At 45.5% G+C, this 17,880-nt stretch carries 10 protein-coding genes; 4 read left to right on the forward strand and 6 right to left on the reverse strand.

The genetic code is table 11. The features are described 5' to 3' along the window. Positions 1–234: 234 nt before the first annotated feature. The 3 genes from H3V00_RS08190 (at position 235) to H3V00_RS08200 (ending at position 4,951) form a co-directional block, all read left to right on the forward strand. Positions 235–1,410, forward strand: coding sequence for a phosphoglycerate kinase (locus tag H3V00_RS08190; RefSeq protein WP_198207708.1), 1,176 nt, complete (start codon positions 235–237; stop codon positions 1,408–1,410). A gap of 444 nt (positions 1,411–1,854) precedes the next feature. After that, positions 1,855–4,263 carry a membrane-bound PQQ-dependent dehydrogenase, glucose/quinate/shikimate family gene (locus H3V00_RS08195; RefSeq protein WP_198207706.1) on the forward strand — a complete coding sequence of 803 codons (2,409 nt, stop codon included), beginning with the start codon at positions 1,855–1,857 and terminating at the stop codon, positions 4,261–4,263. Positions 4,264–4,432: 169 nt separating this feature from the next. Beyond that, complete coding sequence (locus H3V00_RS08200; RefSeq protein ID WP_198207704.1) at positions 4,433–4,951, forward strand: Spy/CpxP family protein refolding chaperone; 519 nt, start codon at positions 4,433–4,435, stop codon at positions 4,949–4,951. 81 nt (positions 4,952–5,032) lie between these two features. Here H3V00_RS08200 and H3V00_RS08205 read toward each other — a convergent pair whose 3' ends face one another. The 6 genes from H3V00_RS08205 to recC form a co-directional block, all read right to left on the reverse strand. After that, the gene (locus tag H3V00_RS08205) at positions 5,033–7,114 is read right to left on the reverse strand and encodes a TonB-dependent receptor domain-containing protein (protein ID WP_198207701.1); all 2,082 of its coding nucleotides are present in this window, start codon (positions 7,112–7,114) and stop codon (positions 5,033–5,035) included. 105 nt (positions 7,115–7,219) lie between these two features. Beyond that, positions 7,220–8,536 (reverse strand): DUF445 domain-containing protein, encoded by a 1,317-nt coding sequence (locus tag H3V00_RS08210; RefSeq protein WP_198207699.1) that lies wholly within the window; start codon positions 8,534–8,536, stop codon positions 7,220–7,222. A gap of 296 nt (positions 8,537–8,832) precedes the next feature. Continuing rightward, positions 8,833–9,468, reverse strand: a complete 636-nt coding sequence (locus H3V00_RS08215) for a hypothetical protein (RefSeq protein WP_198231801.1) — start codon at positions 9,466–9,468, stop codon at positions 8,833–8,835. Positions 9,469–9,948: 480 nt separating this feature from the next. Further along, the gene (locus H3V00_RS08220; protein WP_025329987.1) at positions 9,949–10,350 is read right to left on the reverse strand and encodes a hypothetical protein; all 402 of its coding nucleotides are present in this window, start codon (positions 10,348–10,350) and stop codon (positions 9,949–9,951) included. Positions 10,351–10,404: 54 nt separating this feature from the next. Further along, a complete protein-coding gene (gene recB / locus H3V00_RS08225) occupies positions 10,405–14,031 on the reverse strand; it encodes an exodeoxyribonuclease V subunit beta (RefSeq protein ID WP_198207695.1) in 3,627 nt (1,208 codons plus the stop codon). Continuing rightward, positions 14,031–17,255 (reverse strand): exodeoxyribonuclease V subunit gamma, encoded by a 3,225-nt coding sequence (gene recC / locus H3V00_RS08230; RefSeq protein ID WP_198207693.1) that lies wholly within the window; start codon positions 17,253–17,255, stop codon positions 14,031–14,033. Before recC ends, recB begins: the two co-directional genes overlap by 1 nt. A gap of 251 nt (positions 17,256–17,506) precedes the next feature. Here recC and H3V00_RS08235 point away from each other — a divergent pair, with 251 nt between their 5' ends. After that, complete coding sequence (locus H3V00_RS08235) at positions 17,507–17,878, forward strand: hypothetical protein (RefSeq protein WP_025329990.1); 372 nt, start codon at positions 17,507–17,509, stop codon at positions 17,876–17,878. Positions 17,879–17,880 lie beyond the last annotated feature (2 nt).

Genomic DNA, 17,880 nt, shown 5'->3' on the forward strand with positions numbered 1-17,880 from the left:
TATGTGTGTACTGCAATTAAATAAATTATGTGATGAGGCTGGTTAAGTACCGGCAGTTTTATCCTGTCTGTGACTTTACCCTATGGGTAAATTATAAGATAATTCAAAGTTTTTCAAGCTTTTTGTGATTTATAACTATTTTATCTGTTTGTGATGCGCTGATGTTGTCATTCTTTGGGAGGTACGGAGTGATATAGCAAATTTATCAGCGTTTTTTATTGCGGGAACTCAACCATGTTGTTTAAAAAGTTAGCTGATCAGGATGTGTCTGGCAAGACCGTTGTGATTCGGGTAGACATGAATGTGCCTATTAAAGATGGTGTTATTGTTGATGATACGCGTATTCGTGCTTCTTTAGCTTCGATTCGTTTTTGTTTGCAGCAGAGTGCAGCTGTTGTGGTGCTGACACATCTGGGACGACCGAAAGCCGGCGCTCCAAAACCGGAAGACAGTGTTGCTCCGGTGGCGCAGCGATTAGGAGAATTATTAGGTCAGAATGTCAGTGTGGCAGAAGACTGGCGTGAACACAAACCACAGGTGCAGGCCGGACATGTAATCATGCTGCCTAATGTTCGTCTGAATATCGGCGAAAAGGAAAATGACCATGCTCTGGCTGCAGCTTATGCTGCGCTTGGTGATGTCTATGTTAATGATGCTTTTGGTACTGCACATCGTGCAGAAGCATCTACAGCCGCAGTGGCAGAATTTGCACCGCTGGCCTGTGCCGGTATGCTGCTGACAGCCGAACTGGATGCGTTAACTCATGCAGTACAGAATCCGCAGGCTCCGGTAGTGGCTATTGTGGGCGGAAGTAAAGTATCAACTAAACTAACGATTCTGGAAAGTCTGGCCGATAAGGTGGATCATTTAATTGTAGGTGGCGGAATTGCCAATACATTTTTACTGGCAAAGGGACTGCCTGTAGGGCAATCGCTGGCTGAAGCTGATCTGGTTGATAGTGCACGGCAGATTATGGCTAAGATAGCTGCTAAGGGCGGTGATATTCCTTTGCCTGTTGATGTGGTGGTAGCCAAACGTTTTGCTGCTGATGCAGCTGCTGAAATTAAAAACGTAGCCGATGTGGCCGAAGACGATATGATTCTGGATATTGGTCCGCAATCAGCACAGAGACTGGCTGAGATGATGAAAGAGGCAAAAACGATTGTCTGGAATGGTCCTGTAGGTGTATTCGAATTTGCTGCATTTGCTCATGGTACTAAGGTGCTGGCAAAGGCAATTGCTGATAGTGATGCTTATTCAATTGCCGGTGGCGGTGATACGCTGGCTGCAATTGCTCAGTTTGGTATTACTGATGATATCAGTTATATCAGTACCGGTGGCGGGGCATTTCTGGAGTTTCTTGAAGGTAAGACTTTACCGGCCGTTGCCGCGCTGACTGCACAAGCCTGATTGCTAATTTTATTTATCGGCATCGTTACAGATGCTTTTTTAGGCGAAATTGCTTAATACCGCAATTTCGCTTTTTTCATGTCTGTTGTTTTTATGATGATTCAATAGCATAAGAAGTAAACTACTTTCTGGCAGAAACATATTTTGTTGTATGTGAATAAAACTCGGATTGTGCTGAGATAAGTACATTATTCGGGCATCCATCCTGTATTAAAAAAACCGAATGTTAATTTTTTGACAATGGCTTATTTAAAGGTTAATAATTTAGTTGCTTTGTAAATTTTAATTTATTTATGTTTATTTAAAGTATCTTTTTGTATTTATTAATTTATAAATAACTAATTTTAAATAATTTAAAAATATTGCTGCCTGATAAGTAAAGTTTTATGTACTTTGCATGTTGGTTAGCAATATTTATTCACACATTCAGGTTAGGAGTAGTTGATGTCTGGTTCTTCAGGAAGTTGCTGGCGTAATCTGCCACGCTGGCTGCTTGTATTGATATTGCTGGCTGGCGGTCTGGCGCTAGGCTATGGCGGAATTAAGCTATTGATACTGGGCGGTTCCGGCTATTATTTACTGGCTGGTATTGCTTATCTGGTACTTGCGATAATGGTTGGTTTGCGTAAGTCTTATACTGCCTTGTTTTCGCTGGCAGTGTTTGTGGCAACGCTAATCTGGGCATTAACAGATGCAACGGAGTTAACTTATTGGGCTCTGATGCCGCGTCTGGTTATACCTGCACTGTTTCTTATGATGACTTTGTGGTCAGGCAGTGGCTATCAGGGTGTTTCAGCTTCCGGCCGCCGTTTTTATAATTTTAGCGGTGTTGTTATATTTCTGGCTTTACTGGCCACGCTGATTGCGTCGTTTTATCCGCATGGTCAGATTCGTAATCAGGTTAATATCAGTGAGAATGCTGATGCGGCACATGAAAATGCTCAAAATCCGTCTGACTGGGCATTTTTTGGCAGAAATCAGCGCGGTACCCGCTTTGCGCCGTATACCCAGATAAATCCGGATAATGTGCGTAATCTGCAGGTGGCATGGACATTTCATACTGGCCGCCGTACTTCTGGTAAAGCAATCGGTGTAGACGAAAATACACCATTGCAGATTGGTGACAAGCTGTATTCATGCACACCGGAAAATTTGGTATCTGCAATTGATGCGGATACCGGTAAGCTAATCTGGCGCTTTGATCCTAAAGCACGTACTGCGGAGCATGTAACCTGCCGCGGGGTAGGCTATTATGATATGGATAAGGATGATAGCCTGACCAATGCTGAAAAAGCCGCTTATACTCAGTCTGTATGCCGGCGCAGAATTGTTGTATCTACAGTGGATGCACGTCTGTTTACTCTGGATGCAGATAAAGGGACGTTATGTCCGGGTTTTGGTGACAATGGTTATGTGAATCTCAAGGCTTATATGGGGCCGACTGAAAACAGTAAGCGCTATCATCCGACTTCTCTGCCGGTAATGATGGGACATTTAACTGTTGTAGGCGGCTGGGTTCGCGATATTGTTCACGGTGAACCATCTGGTGCGGTACGGGCATTTGATGTACGTGACGGTAAGCTGGTGTGGACATGGGATATTGGTAAACCTGAAGGTCTGGCTAAGCCCGGTCAGAATTACACACTTGAAACACCTAATGTCTGGACTATTCCTACTTATGATAAAGAACTGAATCTGGTTTATTTACCAACCGGCAATGGACCGCCGGATTACTGGGGTGGTGACCGCAATCATATTAAGGAAAAATTCGGGGCAGCAGTGGTTGCTCTGGATGCCAGCACCGGTAAATTACGCTGGGTACGTCAGCTGGTTCACCATGATGTATGGGATTATGATTTGCCTTCTCAACCTGTACTGTATGATGTTACCAATGATAAAGGCCAGAAAATTCCTGCTCTGATTCAAACTACTAAAACCGGGCAGATTTTTGTAATTGACCGGCGAAACGGGGAATTTGTCACTAAAGTTGTGGAAAGCCCTGTACCTACAGTTCCGGCAGCCGAAGGTGAACATTTGTCTGCTACGCAGCCTGATTCTGTGGGTATGCCCAATATTGGTAATGAGCCGCTGACTGAACGCAGTATGTGGGGTATCACACCGTTTGACCAGTTATATTGCCGTATTCTGTTTAAGAATTCTGTATACAAAGGCCGGTTTACGCCACCGGGTGCACAGCCGTATATTGAATGGCCAAGTCTGCTTGGCGGCATGAACTGGGGTGGTATCTCAATTGATGAATCACGGAATCTGATGTTTGTGAACGATATGCGCATGGCACTGCGTATGCAGTTGGTTACCCGTGAGGAGGCAAAACAGTTCAAGGTTTCTACTGATGAAGTACCGGGATTTATGGGTACGATTCGGCCGCAGGTTGCCGGTATTTATGGCGGTGTGAAAATCGACATTCTGCAATCTCCGCTGGGTGTACCATGTCAGCAGCCGCCATTTGGTACGCTGAGTGCTATTGATTTGAACACCAAGCAGCTAGTATGGCAGGTGCCAATGGGCACAGTTCAGGATACCGGACCTCTGAATATTAAGACAAAACAGCCAATGCCGATTGGTATGCCTACGCTGGGTGGTCCGACAGCCACTGCCTCAGGTCTGGTATTTTTTGCCGGTACGCAGGATTATTATCTGCGTGCAATAGATGCCAAAACTGGTAAGGAAGTTTGGAAAGCACGCCTGCCAGTGGGTTCGGTTGCTGCTCCGCTGATTTATGTCTCTCCGAAAACCGGTAAGGAGTATGTGGTTATTTCAGCCGGTGGTACCAGCCATTCAAATGATGTTGGTGACTATGTAATTGCTTATGCGTTGCCGGATAAAAAGTAAATCTGACCGGCACTAAAAAACAGCACCTGGGACGGGTGCTGTTTTTTAAAGAATTAATAAAATTGTTTACTAATTAATTTCAATTATATTCATGATTTTACATACTACTATGAAATACTATTTGTTAAATATGAATGTATTCTTAACTCAAATAACAAGGAGTTGTGTTATGAAAACTTTTATCCGTGTAGTAACGCTTGCTGCTTTGTCTTCAATGAGTATGGGTGCTTTTGCTGCTGGAACAGAACAGCCGCCGACAGCACTAGTCACTGAAACTGAAACAGTGGTTGTGCATGAGCAGAAACCGGTTTTGGGTCCGGTAAATCCACATTCAATTTTGCCTCAGTTGAATTTAAGTAATCAGCAAAGGGCACTGGTACAGAAAATTGATCATCAGTATGCCAGCCAGCGTCCGCTTATGAGCAATGAAAATCGTCAGATTCTGGCTAATTTGCAACAGGAGCGTAAAAATCTGGTATTAAATAAACAATTTGATGATGTTAAAGCTAAAAATATGATTGCACAGGAACAGCGTCTTTGGGCTGAACAGCAACAGGCACGTGCTGATTATGATTTTTTACAGTTAAAACGCGAACATGATATCTATCAGATTCTGACTCCGAAACAGCAACAGCAATATTGGCGTTTGCGTCAGCAACAGAAGTTGCTGCACTCCAAAGCGCGATAATTTATTGTTACTGTAGTTCGGTTTTGTGATTTAAAACCCCGCATTGCGGGGTTTTTATTTTTCTCTGGTAAGAAATCTTTATCAGAATTTAATCTGTGCCCGTGCCCACAGTGTACGTCCTGGCTCGTTAACCCGGTATTGTTGTACGGAATAGGTGTCGAAATCATAAGCAGATTTATTTACTGCTTCGGCATAGGTTTTGTTAAAAACATTGTCGATACCGATTTGTACCAGCATATTTTTACCGGGTTTCCAGCCGGCATTTAATGCCAGTGTCCCAAAGCCGCTGCTCTGACCTAAGTCCATGCCAACAATGTTGCCCTGATTTTTGGCATAGCGGTGCTGACTAGTAACAACACGCCACAAGGCACCGGCGCTGAAATGCTCGTTTTCCCAGTTGAGATAAGTACGCCATTCCAGTGGCGGGGTTTGTGCCAGTGGTCGTTTATCACTGCGGTTACTAGCATAGGTATAGGCGAGGCTGCCGCCAAGATTCCAGTGTGGTGCGAATTGCCAGTTGGTTCTGGCTTCGAAGCCATAGCGGCGCGCATCTATCTGGCGGGCTGAATTTTTGCTGTTAATGCTTTCAATCAGAATAAAATCATTGATTTGTCCTGCAAAAATATCAATTGAGCTGCTGATGCTGTTACCCTGATAACTTAAACCGGCATCGATTTCATGATTGGTTTCCTTACGCAATTTTTCGCCGTTGGCTTTACTGCGTTCCCAGTAATCAGGAGCACGCTCGGCAATACCATAGCCGAGATAGCTGGTTAGTTTATTGTTGCGGTGTTCCAGACGGATAAAACCGGCATTCAGTCCCTGATGCTGGCGCAAATACTTTGAGGCAATGGCATTTTTCTGCGGATTAAATAGGGTACTGGTCCAGTCATGACGAAAACCGCCAAAGAGACTGTTATTATCATTTATATTCCATTCACTCTGAATATAGGCACCGTGACGTTTATAAGTCTGGTTCCAGATAAAGGGCAGTTTGTAATAATTTTCTGCCTGCTGTTTATTGGTACTCATTACCATAGGCCGGGTGCTGACTTCATCATTCTGCCAGTCTGCACCGATTTCACTGTGTGTATTTCCCAGCTCTATCTGTGCTGACAATTTAGCTGATTTTATTTCACGCGAAGGATTCATTACTGAATACATGCGGCGTACCGGCATGGTGGTATGCATACCATTCATATTTGGCATATCCGATGCCATTTTGCTCATACCGGAAGCCATTTTCATCGGTGCAGGAGTACGCAGACTGAAATTATCCATCACATGGTCGATTTTGCTGCGACCATATTCAAACTGTAGCTGACTCAGCCAGTTGGTGATATTTTGCTGGCGCAATTTCATTGACCAGCCATGACGGTCGAACTGGGTACCATCCATGCTGCGGTCGGCGTAGCGGGCATGGCCGGTGCTGTGTTCATATTGTACAGCCAGCAGGGTGTCAGTAAATGGGGTAAGAGCTGCCTGAGCCATCTGATTATTGCGTTTGAATGCAGAATGAATGGTGTCTCCATTACCGTCTTTGTAATCTTTAGACTCATTGTGACTGGCATTGAGCCGCAGCCAGCCGTACTGATTACCTAGTGTACCGTCGATATAGGCATCACTGCGCCCGAAGGATCCTTTTGTAAAGGCACTGTCTAATTTGGCAGTGGGCTGAGATAGCGGTTTTTCATCACGGATAAAACGTACAGAACCGCTAATCATTCCCGGCCCCTGATTAACTGCTTGTGGTCCCTTGGTAATAATGACTCTGTCGTAGCTGGCCGGAAACAGATAGGAGGTGGGCGGGTCCATGCGTCCGGGACAGCCGCCCAGTACAAACTGGTCGTCAGCACTGATCAGCAGGCGTGAACCGCCCAGACCGCGTAGCAGAGGATCACCTGAGCTGCCACCTTTACGTGTGACACTCATTCCTGCAACTGATTTAAGTAAATCAGCACCGTCCTGTGCCGGTAAAGGCTGAAGGGCTGTTTTGGGGTTGATTACTTCAACACCCGGTGTATTTTGTTTTGAAGCGACCACTACTATCGGACTTAATTCTGCTGTATGCGGTTCTGTGTTTTCTGATTGTGGCTGGGCACGAACTGTAGAAATGAGACAGGACAGAGCTAAGAAAAAAAGAGATTTGTCACGATAATGCATGGGAGTGCCTGAATGGCTGAAATAATGTAATTTATTATATCTTAAATTATCTAAGCAAATATTTTAATAAATTTATCAATTAAATTAAATGTAAATATAATATATTCAGGCAGCTATCCACTGGGATACAATGTAAATAATCAGACCGATGCATCCGCCAACGAGGGTACCGTTAATGCGGATAAATTGTAAATCACGCCCGACACTCAATTCGAGTTTATCAACCATTTGTTTACTGTCCCAGCTTTTGACTTTATCGGCAATGAACTGACTGACGCGATTTTTATACTGGCGAGTGATGAGTTTTGCACACAATGTAATTCGGGTATCCAGACGCTGCATAAATCGCGGGTTTTGCATGGCTTGCTGCTGTATATGGGTAGATAACCGGCCGAGCTGTTGCTGCCACCATGAATTACTCTGGCTGGTGTCGTGTTCACTCCATGCCACAAAACTATCCCATAAATCCATTATGCTTTGTTGCAATGCTGTAGAGCGCAGCAGTTGCTGCCGTCCTGCCGCAAGCCGTCTGTGCCAGCTCCGGCTGCGACGTAATTTGCGTTCGGTAACGAGAAGCTGTTTCCGGCAGGCGCGCCAGAAAGAATGCTTCGGGTTCGCCAATACCGCATCTATATAGGAATCTGCCCAATCGAGTGCTTTGCCGGCGACCCAGTCATCAATACGTGCAGTCAGTGTCGTTTTCAGCGAAGCCTTAAATTTATCCCAAGTATTGGGATCGCTTTTTTCAATTTTACTTACCCAAGATAACAGACTTTTTTCAAGTTGTGCCCGTGTCTGTTCGTTTTGCAGCCATTGGCGTATTTGTTGCAGTAAAGATCGTACCAGCAGTGTATCGATACCCTGTTTATGGATTAAATGAAGAAAGTTAGCCAGTGTTTTGCCCAGACGTGCACCGCTGTACTGGGTGTTTAGCAGCTGACTGCAAAATCCGGCTACTTCACGGGCACTGGCGGTATTTAACAGCAGCGGAATCTGGCTGGTCAGAACAGGCAGCCATTTTTGCTGATTTTGCGGAGCACATAGCCATTGCAGGGTTCTGCTGGCCGGATGCATACGGTAGATGCGTCCGGAAATTGCTTTATCCTGCAAAAAATTATTTTCAATAAAACGTCCGAATTCATTGGCGATTCTTTCCTGTTTCTGAGGCAGAATTGCGGTATGAGGAATAGGCAGACCAAGGGGATGGCGAAACAGGGCAGTAACTGCGAACCAGTCTGCCAGTGCACCTACCATGGCGGCTTCGGTGAATGCTTTAAGATAGGCCAGAGCCGGATATTGTTTTTGCAGCAGGCAGCTTAAAACAAATAAAACACAGGCAATAATCAGCATACTGGTAGCCAGTAATCGCATGCGTTGCAGACGCCGGCGCTGTATCAGGCTGGTAATGATGGCTGTGTTCATAATATCGGTGTGTTTCAGATATCCGGATAAAAATTTTCAGTATATAAGCTTACTGGTTAATTGGTCTTATTGCCGGTGTGATTTCCTGAATTTACTCAACTGAATGAAAGTATCAATCTTAATAAGGGAGAAATAACCGGCAGTTAAAAGTTGGTTATCGTTAGCTGGATTTGATTTTATAATAAATTTTTTACCCGGACCCTATATTGAATAATACATATTATTTAATATTACATGAATATTTTATTAATATGACATTATGCTTTTTGGCTGATAAAAATAACACTGGAAACTGATTATTCGGGTAATGCTTTTTTGAATGCTTTTACCGGCAGAATAATGAGTACAGCAATATAATTTAAAATAATATAGAGCGAATAGTTGATCAGCCATACTATTCCGAATTGTTCTCCGGCTGTTGTACCAGATAATTCGCCTGTTAGCGGATATAAAATAGTGAGTGCCAGTAAATAATAGACCGAGCTGTAAGTTAAATAATTGAATAAATCAGACCATGTAACTTGATTTTTTCGGGTAACACTATCTTTGATAGCGAGAGCAAAGGCCAGTAATATATCAATCCAGTAAAGTATAAAGCACAGAAACATTACTACAGAGAGGATATCATGTATGTCACCTTCAAAATAAGGAGTCATTAATCCTTTACCAATTATGCTGTTACTGCAAGTCAGCACAAATAGATAAACTGCCGCGAAAATGAGCAATTTTTTAATACTGAATTTACCCGTGTCGGCTTTTTGATCAGTGTTAGCTTTTTTGATGGTTAATGAATTATCGGAAGCAGAAGCTGTTTTACAACGTTTAAGTGATAAAACCTGACAGATAAGTTTAAATATCAAAATAATAAAAGCACCAATGCTATTAACAAAGGCATAAGTAAAAACAGGATAGCTATTAAAAATAAAGAACATGGGATGTGCGTTTTTCCCTAAGGAAAAGGATAAGGCAAAAATCAGAAAATTACTGATTGAATAACACAATAGTGTAACGGTTGATGGTGTCTTATTCGGACTATTTATATCATTGAAGTATGAAGAAAATATCTGTGTTATTGTTAGCCCGAATACCCATATTAGTAAAAGACCGCAGACATATAAGCAGCCATAAATTAATAGTGATTCAATAAAAGCTATTATGCCATTATTAAAATCGGGGTACCACAAAGGTGGCGGCAGAAGCTTCCAGAAAAGATGAAAAATAGTTAAACAAATTAATGAAAGTTTCAGGGAGTTTTTTGTATTAAAAAATTCAATAAATTGATTTTTTTTATTCAATTTGTTCAGCTCCTGGCGATAACCTTATTTAATTACCTGTAATTTCATCAATCCGGAGTTTTGTATTAATTGTATTTTTAACAATATGTATCAGACTATCTCAGGTAAATTGCAACCTCAAGCCGTTACTTGTGGTTTACGGCGTTTATGTTGCCACCACTTGAATCCGTAACCGGCAATGACCGGAATCAGCGCATAAATAATCAGAGCTGTCCAGCTGCCGTACCAGTGTACCAGTGTGGAGGTACTGTTATCATTGTTAAGAATAATCTCGGTAGATGAGTAACAAATAGCGCGCCACCAGCACATAACCAGAAGCCCCAGAAAAACCGGCCAGATTTTGCATGTACGCCCGCGCTGCCATAACAGGAAAAATACCAGCGCCCATATCAATGTCAGGGTAGTAACTAATAAACCCGTATCAGTTGGCAGATGCAGATAGCGACAGATAATAAAGGTGATAACGACCCATATGCCGGCAAGTATGGCCATGATAAATTCTTCGGGCTTGTTGAGCATGTTGTTGCTTCCTTAGCGAAAAATACGGCTGGAATGGTTAATATACCGCAGCTGCTATACTTTGTCATGTTCTACCAGCCATGGTCTGAGACTGGCTGTGTCTATATCCCATTTCCATATGCCATTCTGGTTGTGCGGATTAAGTCCGCGCAGGAAGAGATAACGTACGCTGATACTGGGCGGCAGCTGCCGGCGACTGTGCAGAAATCGTGCACAGGCAATGCTGTAAATGAGTGCCTGAAGATAGTAGTGATGTCTGGCAATAGCCTCGTCCATGTTTTCCCGGGTATAGTCTGACAGACGATTTCCCAAATGGTTGGATTTGTAATCAATAACATATACCTGACCATGCCGGTCTTCGCCTAGAAGATCGATAGCCCCGTTGATAAATCCGTTTACCGTAGCAAAATCCAGTTCCTGTGCTGCCTGAACACAGCATTGCGGTAATCCGGATGTGTGGGTAAACCACTGTTGTAAATCTGCGATACTGAAATCGGCAACCCGCAGCATGAAATTCATTTCAGCCACTCGTTGTGCTTTAGGTATGTTTGCAATAATGGTTTGTGGTGACAGCTGGCATTGGCGTACGGTATCAGTAAGCGTCTGCATGGTGGTGCTGTGCCGGCTGTCGAAACCATAACGCGCCAGACAGTCGAGAATATGCTCCTGTTCCGTTGCAGTAGCCGGCAGGCTGAATTCGGTCTGTTCCAGTATGGCATGCAGACAAAGTCCGGCGTTGATACCGCGCTCGAATGCGAGCACAGGTGTTTCCGCTTCTGTATCGGGGCTCAGCGGCTGAATCTGTACTTCAGCCTGATCCAGCGCAGGTGCTATTTTTTCTTCTTCCGGAGCAGATTCGCGGTGACTGTAATCATGCCGGCTCAGACTGGTGAAGCTGGTATAGCGTATGGATTGAAAAGTCCGTACTGTCGGTGTTAGCGCACGATAAGGTTGTTCGGGTTTTTTACTGATATCAATACAGGCAGGGGCTACATTGCCTTCACACCATTGAAACAGCTCAGGGTTGCCGGCAGCCAGACATTGATGCCATGCAGCACGTAAAGTACTGGGCAGATTGGGCTTATGTGTTTCCTGCCAGAATTGGCGGGATTCTTTCAGGGTATTGTCCGGCTGTCCGTCCAGTAGCCATGCCATGGGGTTACTGGCGGTATTGTTGCAGGCGGCAGTGTACAGTATCAATTGTTCGCGTGCCCGGGTAAAGGCTACATAATACAGACGCAAACGTTCGGCCATACTTTCGCATTCCAGCTCATCCCGGTCGCTGTCGCTGAGCAAACTATTGGCAATCAGTTCCACTTTATCCTGCTGATGCAGACGTTGCCAGTGTTCCTGATTATTAATGGTCTCTTTACCATCCCATGCAAACGGACAGAATACCACCGGATATTCCAGCCCTTTGGAAGCATGCATGGTCACAATTTTAACCAGTGCTTCATCACTTTCCAGTCGCAGCAAACTACTTTCACCTGCTGACCGTTCGTTGCTGATGGCACTGGTCAGCCAGTTCAGCAGGGCGTTGGCCGTTGGCAGGGTTTGTTCAGCAGCAGCCAGTAATTCGGCCAGTTGCCACAGATTGGTCAGGCTGCGCTCATTGCGCTGCGTAAGTAGTCTGATTTCCATGCCGGTCTGGCCGGCAAACCACTGTATGGCAGGATAAATACCATACTGCTGCCATTGTTCGCGGGTTTGCAGTGCCAGCTGTATCCATTCGCTCAGTGTATTTTCATTCCGGTTCAGTTCTGCCAGCTGTGCTGCTGTCCAGCCGAACAGTACACCGCCAAGGATAAAGCGTAATGTTTCGGTGCGCTGCGGTTGCAGCCAGAAACGTAACAGAGCCTCGACAGCTTGTGCCTCAGTGCTGGAAAAAACTGAATGGTTACCAAGAGAGACGCTCATGATGCCGCAGCGTTTCAATGCGCCGGCAATCATGCGACCTTCATTATGTGAATGCACCAATACGGCAATATCGCCAGCCTGTAACGGCCGGTTACTCAGTAGCAGTTCTCCGCGCATACCCTGATTAATCATGCCGGCAATTTCATAGGCACAGTATTCGGCCGAACGTGTCCGCAGACTGTCTTTATTCGGGATAATTTCCGCCCCCTTATCGCTGACATCTATTTTTTCATGCAGCCAGCGCACCACTACCGCCGGTATAACAGTATTGCTATGACTGTAATGCAGACAGTTATTTTCAGCCTGTGCCTGTACCTGTGGATAGCTGATACCCTCAAGAATAAAAGGCAGCTTTTTGCCGCTGAACAGGCGGCCAATGGCCTGTACCAGTGCCTGATGGCTGCGGTAATTGGTGGTCAGGGTATAGCGCTGCTGTGGCGGGGTATCGGCAGCGGCGCGCAGATAGGCGTGAATATCAGCACCACGGAAACGGTAAATAGCCTGTTTCGGGTCACCCACCATAATAAGCGGGCGGTTTTGTTCGGCAAACGCAGTTTTGAAAATTCGGTACTGCAACGGATCAGTATCCTGACATTCGTCTACCAGTGCAATCTGCCATGTTTGTGCCAGTGCTGCGGCCAGTGTTTCAGACATGGGATTATCCTCAGACAGTGCCAGCCCCAGATCTGCCAGTAAATCGTCAAAGCTGCGCTGATGGCTGTTGCGCCGGTGCTGATTAAGACACTGGCGCACGTAATTAAAACAGTCCAGCTGTAATTGCAGTGATATGCTGTCTTCCGCAATCAGCATGGCAGTAACAGCTTCTGCCAGTTCGACCAGTGGGGCAATGTTAGCTATCAGCTCATTATTGAGTGTTTGATTTTTTTTGGTGTTTTCCTGTAGCTGGGATGAAGCCAGTTTGGCACATTTTTCCAGTACAGAAGATGAAAAAGTATGGCAGTTTACTTCGCTTTCCATTACCTGCTGCAGGTCGGTGAAAAGCTGCTGATAACTTTTCTGGCGGTAAATATTGCCATTTAGTTGCTGATGTAACTGCCAGAATGAATCCTGAATAAGGCTGAAATGTGTACATACGCTCTGCCATGCCTGTTGCCAGCAGTTATTTATGCCGGCTATATCCGCAACCGGCGGCTGGCGTACCTGTAAATCTACCATGCCGCAGTGCCGTCCCATTTCCTGCATAAGCCGGGCAGGGGTAAGTTTGTAAGTGACAGCCAGCGTGGCCATACTGCTGTTATTGCTTACTTGCTGCCGCCAGAAGTCTTCGGCAAACCGGCACAGCATTTCCGGATCAGTTTCAATAGTTTCCGTATCAAATGGGGTCTGGCATAAAAAGGCATAATCAGTGAGTACGCGCTGGCAGAATCCGTGAATGGTGTAAACGGCTGCACGGTCAAACTGGGTAATGGCTGCCTGCAGACGTAGAATCAGGCTGGCATCATCATCCTGACTGCGGGCACAGTCAATCAGCTGTTGCAGTATCGGGTCATTCTGTTCCGCAGGCAGATTATTTTGTAACAGAGCCAGAGCCTGATTAAGGCGGGTACGCAGACGGGTTTTCAGCTCCGCTGTAGCTGCTTTGGTAAAAGTGACCACCAGAATAGCGTCAACCGGCATGCGTTCCAGTAACACCAGCCGTGCAAACAGGGCGGCAATGTTAAAGGTTTTCCCGGTACCGGCAGAAGCTTCAATCAGGCTGCTGCCGTTTAAGGGCATGGTAATCGGATTTAATGCTTGGCTCATTATAATTTATCAGCGGTTTCCAACGCTGCTGTCATGGGCAGCAGTAATTCTTCAATCAGTTGCCAGAACAGAGGGGTGTCAATCGGCAGTTCTTCATCGCGGCCAAATACCTGAGCTACTTCAGGATAGTCGGCCTGCGGTTTTCCGTTATGGCTGTCTGCATAGACTTTAAACGCGGTACTGCGTTCTTCGGCACCATATTCAGGTGCACGGTTTTTCTTTTGCCGGTTACGATACCACTTAAGGGCAGTGGTAAGGCTGGTTTTCGGAAAAAAGGGCAGTGGCCGGCTTTGTCCTAGCTGGTAATACTCAAGCCATAAAGCCAGTTGTGCTTGCGCATCAATCAGGCTCATTGCTGCCAGCATGCGCGGTTTGGCCGGATAAAGCTCATATGTGTCCTGTGCACCTTCGCTTTCAGTAGCGCAGAGGAGTAAATGGCGCAGATATAACTCAATATTATCCGGTGCTGTCGGGGCGTGATTCCGTTCAATCAGCTGCCCGCACTGATGTAAACGGCTGATGTTGCCACTTAGCTGTAACTGTTCGTGTTCAAAAATAAAGGCAATATCGGCGACAGCGGGACTGAACAGTATGCTGCTGTCCAGAGCCAGTGTCTGATTGCGTAAAACCTGGCTGACAATCACGCCCAGCTCGCCTTCAGGCACCAGTCCGCTTACTGCCAGTGCTGCATCTACCTCAGCAAAATCCAGATGCTGCCGGCGTGCACGGGTATAGGCAGTATAAATCGATGCACTGTTTTCAATTGCAAACGGTTCTGCTGCACTGATTGGTGTTTCCTGATAGGGTGCCTGCCATTGTAACTGCTGCTGAAGCCAGTGACGTACCGGATTACGCCAGAACCGGATAAAGGATTCAATATCAACTTCCTGATTTTGTTTTTCCGGTTCAGTTATTTTTGCATAAAATGGCGCAGGCTTATCTGTATTCTGATTCAGTGCCGTGGCGTAATCACTGCGGCAGCTGACTAAATCGCCGTTAAAATAGCGATAGGAAAAGGGTTGTAATGGGTGTCTGATGATATGCTGCTGATTAAATACCAGCGGATTACAGCCGGTCATGGCGGCCAGAACATCGGTCAGCTCATAAAGCAGAGCAGAGGGGGCTAGTTCTTCGTTTTTACGAATATCTTTACCGATATACGACAAATACAGTTTTTCGCGCGCACTTAAAATAGATTCAAGAAACAGATAACGGTCATCGTTGCGACGGGCACGATCGCCACGGCGCGGGTGCTGTGCAATCAGGTCGAAAGCAGCAGATTTTGTAGTACGGGGAAATTCGCCGTCATTCAGACCGAGCAGACAGATACAGCGAAAGGGCAGGCTGCGCATCGGTACCATACTGCAAAAGGTAATCCCGCCGCGCAGAAATCCGGCCTGACGGGTAGTGGATAAATAATTCTGCAAATGCTCGATTGCAATGGCCGGTTCAATAGTCAGATTAAATTGTGCCAGTGCTGCCTGCGCCTGCCATTCAGCCAGACTGGTTTCCAGTTGCTGCATGGCATGTCCGGACAAGGAATCGGTATCGGCTAAATCCCGCAGAAGTTGTCGTGTACGCGCAATCCATTCGGGAATGGTAGCTGCTTTTTGCCAGCAGCTATGATGTTTAATCAGACAGTCTATTAACTGTTGTGCGCGTGCCAGAATTTCAGTCTGGCCGATATCACCGAACCATGGAAGCTGTTGCTGCCACAGTGCCGTATATTTATTTTCCGGCAGCAGCCAGCCGAGTATCGTACGTTCACGCGCCTGCTGCCAGGTAAAGTGCTTACCCTGTCCGCCATATTCATGACGCATATCTGCATCCACGCCCCAGCGTACCCCTTGTTCGCTCCAGACACGGTGAATCAGTTCTGCATCGCTGTCGTTTAAGTCAAAACGTGCGCGCAGAGCAGATTCATCCAGCAAAGGCAGCACAGTTTCAATATCAAACCGGCTCTGCATCAGTTGCAGCAGTTTTTCGAATAATTGCAGTAGGGGTTCATGCAGGCTGATTTTAACGTCGGCGATGTTGTAATGCAGAGCAGGCGTGTCGCCCTGCGTTTGTCCGAATACTGCGTGGATAAAAGGCAGATAAGGCCCAATATGTGGTGTAAGTACCGCAATATCCTGCGGCTGCCAGTGCGGATGTGCGGCCAGGTCCTGAATCAGCTGCTCTTTGAGAATTTGCAGTTCACGCAGGCAGGAATGCGCCGCCACAATCTGAATGGAATTATCATATTCCTGCAGCCGGTAGGGTGGTTCAGACTGTTTCGGATGTTGCAGACACTGGATATCGTTTTGCAGCCGGTGTAACAGAGTATCTGCCACTTCATCACACTGAGCATAGACAGAAGGCATATACACTACTTCACCCAGATCATTGAGTGCATCAAAAAAATCCCGCCCCTGTTTGCCCAGACTGGCCAGTAAAGGATGGCCAACCACACTCAGGTCAGTTTCCTGACTATTGAGCAGCATATCTGCTGAGAGCACATTGCCCCAGTACTCACCACACGGGTTTACCGCAAATATATGCACATCAGTATATTGTGCTATTACCTGTAATGCATGCAGATAAACCGGTGCCAGTGTGGCAATACCGTATACGAATATCCGCTCGGGTAAATGTTCAGAACCAAGTTTGCTCAGAAATTCCTGCATTAAGCCGGCACGGTGTGGTAAATCTGATTCATTATTCAGCCAGCGCCATAGCTCTGCCTGCCATTGCTCATCTTCACCCAGATTCGCAGATTTGTTTTCCTGCCAATTATTTATCCAATCATTGCGATAGATTAAATATTGGTCAAACATATCAGCAAGTTTTCCGGCCAGATGGTAAGGTGCCTGAGTACTGCTATCAAGATAAGAATGTAGTGCGGTAGCAGTTTGGCATAACTGGGGTTGTCTGAATGCCGGGCTATGAAACAATCCCAGTAAGCGCCAGCGCAATACTTCTGACTGAAACGGGTTAAGTGCTGGTGTTTGCGGTAAGACCTGATGAGTTAATTGCCAGATGTAGCTGGCCGGCAGACTGAAATGCAGATTAGCGGCAATACCGTGCTCCTGAGCCAGATAGTGATTCAGATAGCGGCGCATACCCTGACTCTGTACCACGATTTCTGTTGCAGCCCATGCTGACTGTGGTGAGGTATGCTGATATACGCTGGCAAACAAAGCAGCTAAATCAGATAGTTGATTGGATTGATAAACATACAGCATAACAGCATCCGGCACCAGTTAAGACTGTTATTATAGCTGTACCAAAGTAACTTGAGCGATTAGCCGAATACAAATTTGCTCCTATGTCAATTTTATTGCTATGACATAAATGCATGTTTACAGATATCAAATTAAAAAAATTTCTTTATAAAAATAGTTAATACTGGTCAAAAGCTGGAAAAAATTGGAAAATAGGTAATTAAATACTCTGCCATAATTAAAATACTGGCAATATAAAGAAGGATATCACAGTGAGATTTGATGGCGTCATTGATGAGTTAGCGGCAACTAAAGGTGTCATGGCGTGTGCTGTCGTGGATTATGAAAGCGGAATGTTTATAGACGGAGTTAGTCCGTCAGGCATGGATCTTGACATTCTGTCCGCCGGCAATACCGAAATTGTGCGTTCAGAAATAAAGGCTATTGAGCGCCTTTATGGTCAGGACAACAATGAAGATGCTATAGACGATATTCTTATCAGCCTGCATAAACAATATTATTTATTGCGGCCGATGAAGAATGTTCAAGGTGTGTTTATGTTTATGGTACTCGACCGCAAAACAGCCAATCTGGCACTGGCACGGCGCGCTTTAAAAGTGGCTGATCGTCATTATCAGGATTGAAA

It is taken from the genome of Snodgrassella sp. W6238H11, assembly GCF_016100525.1.
Classification (GTDB): domain Bacteria; phylum Pseudomonadota; class Gammaproteobacteria; order Burkholderiales; family Neisseriaceae; genus Snodgrassella; species Snodgrassella alvi.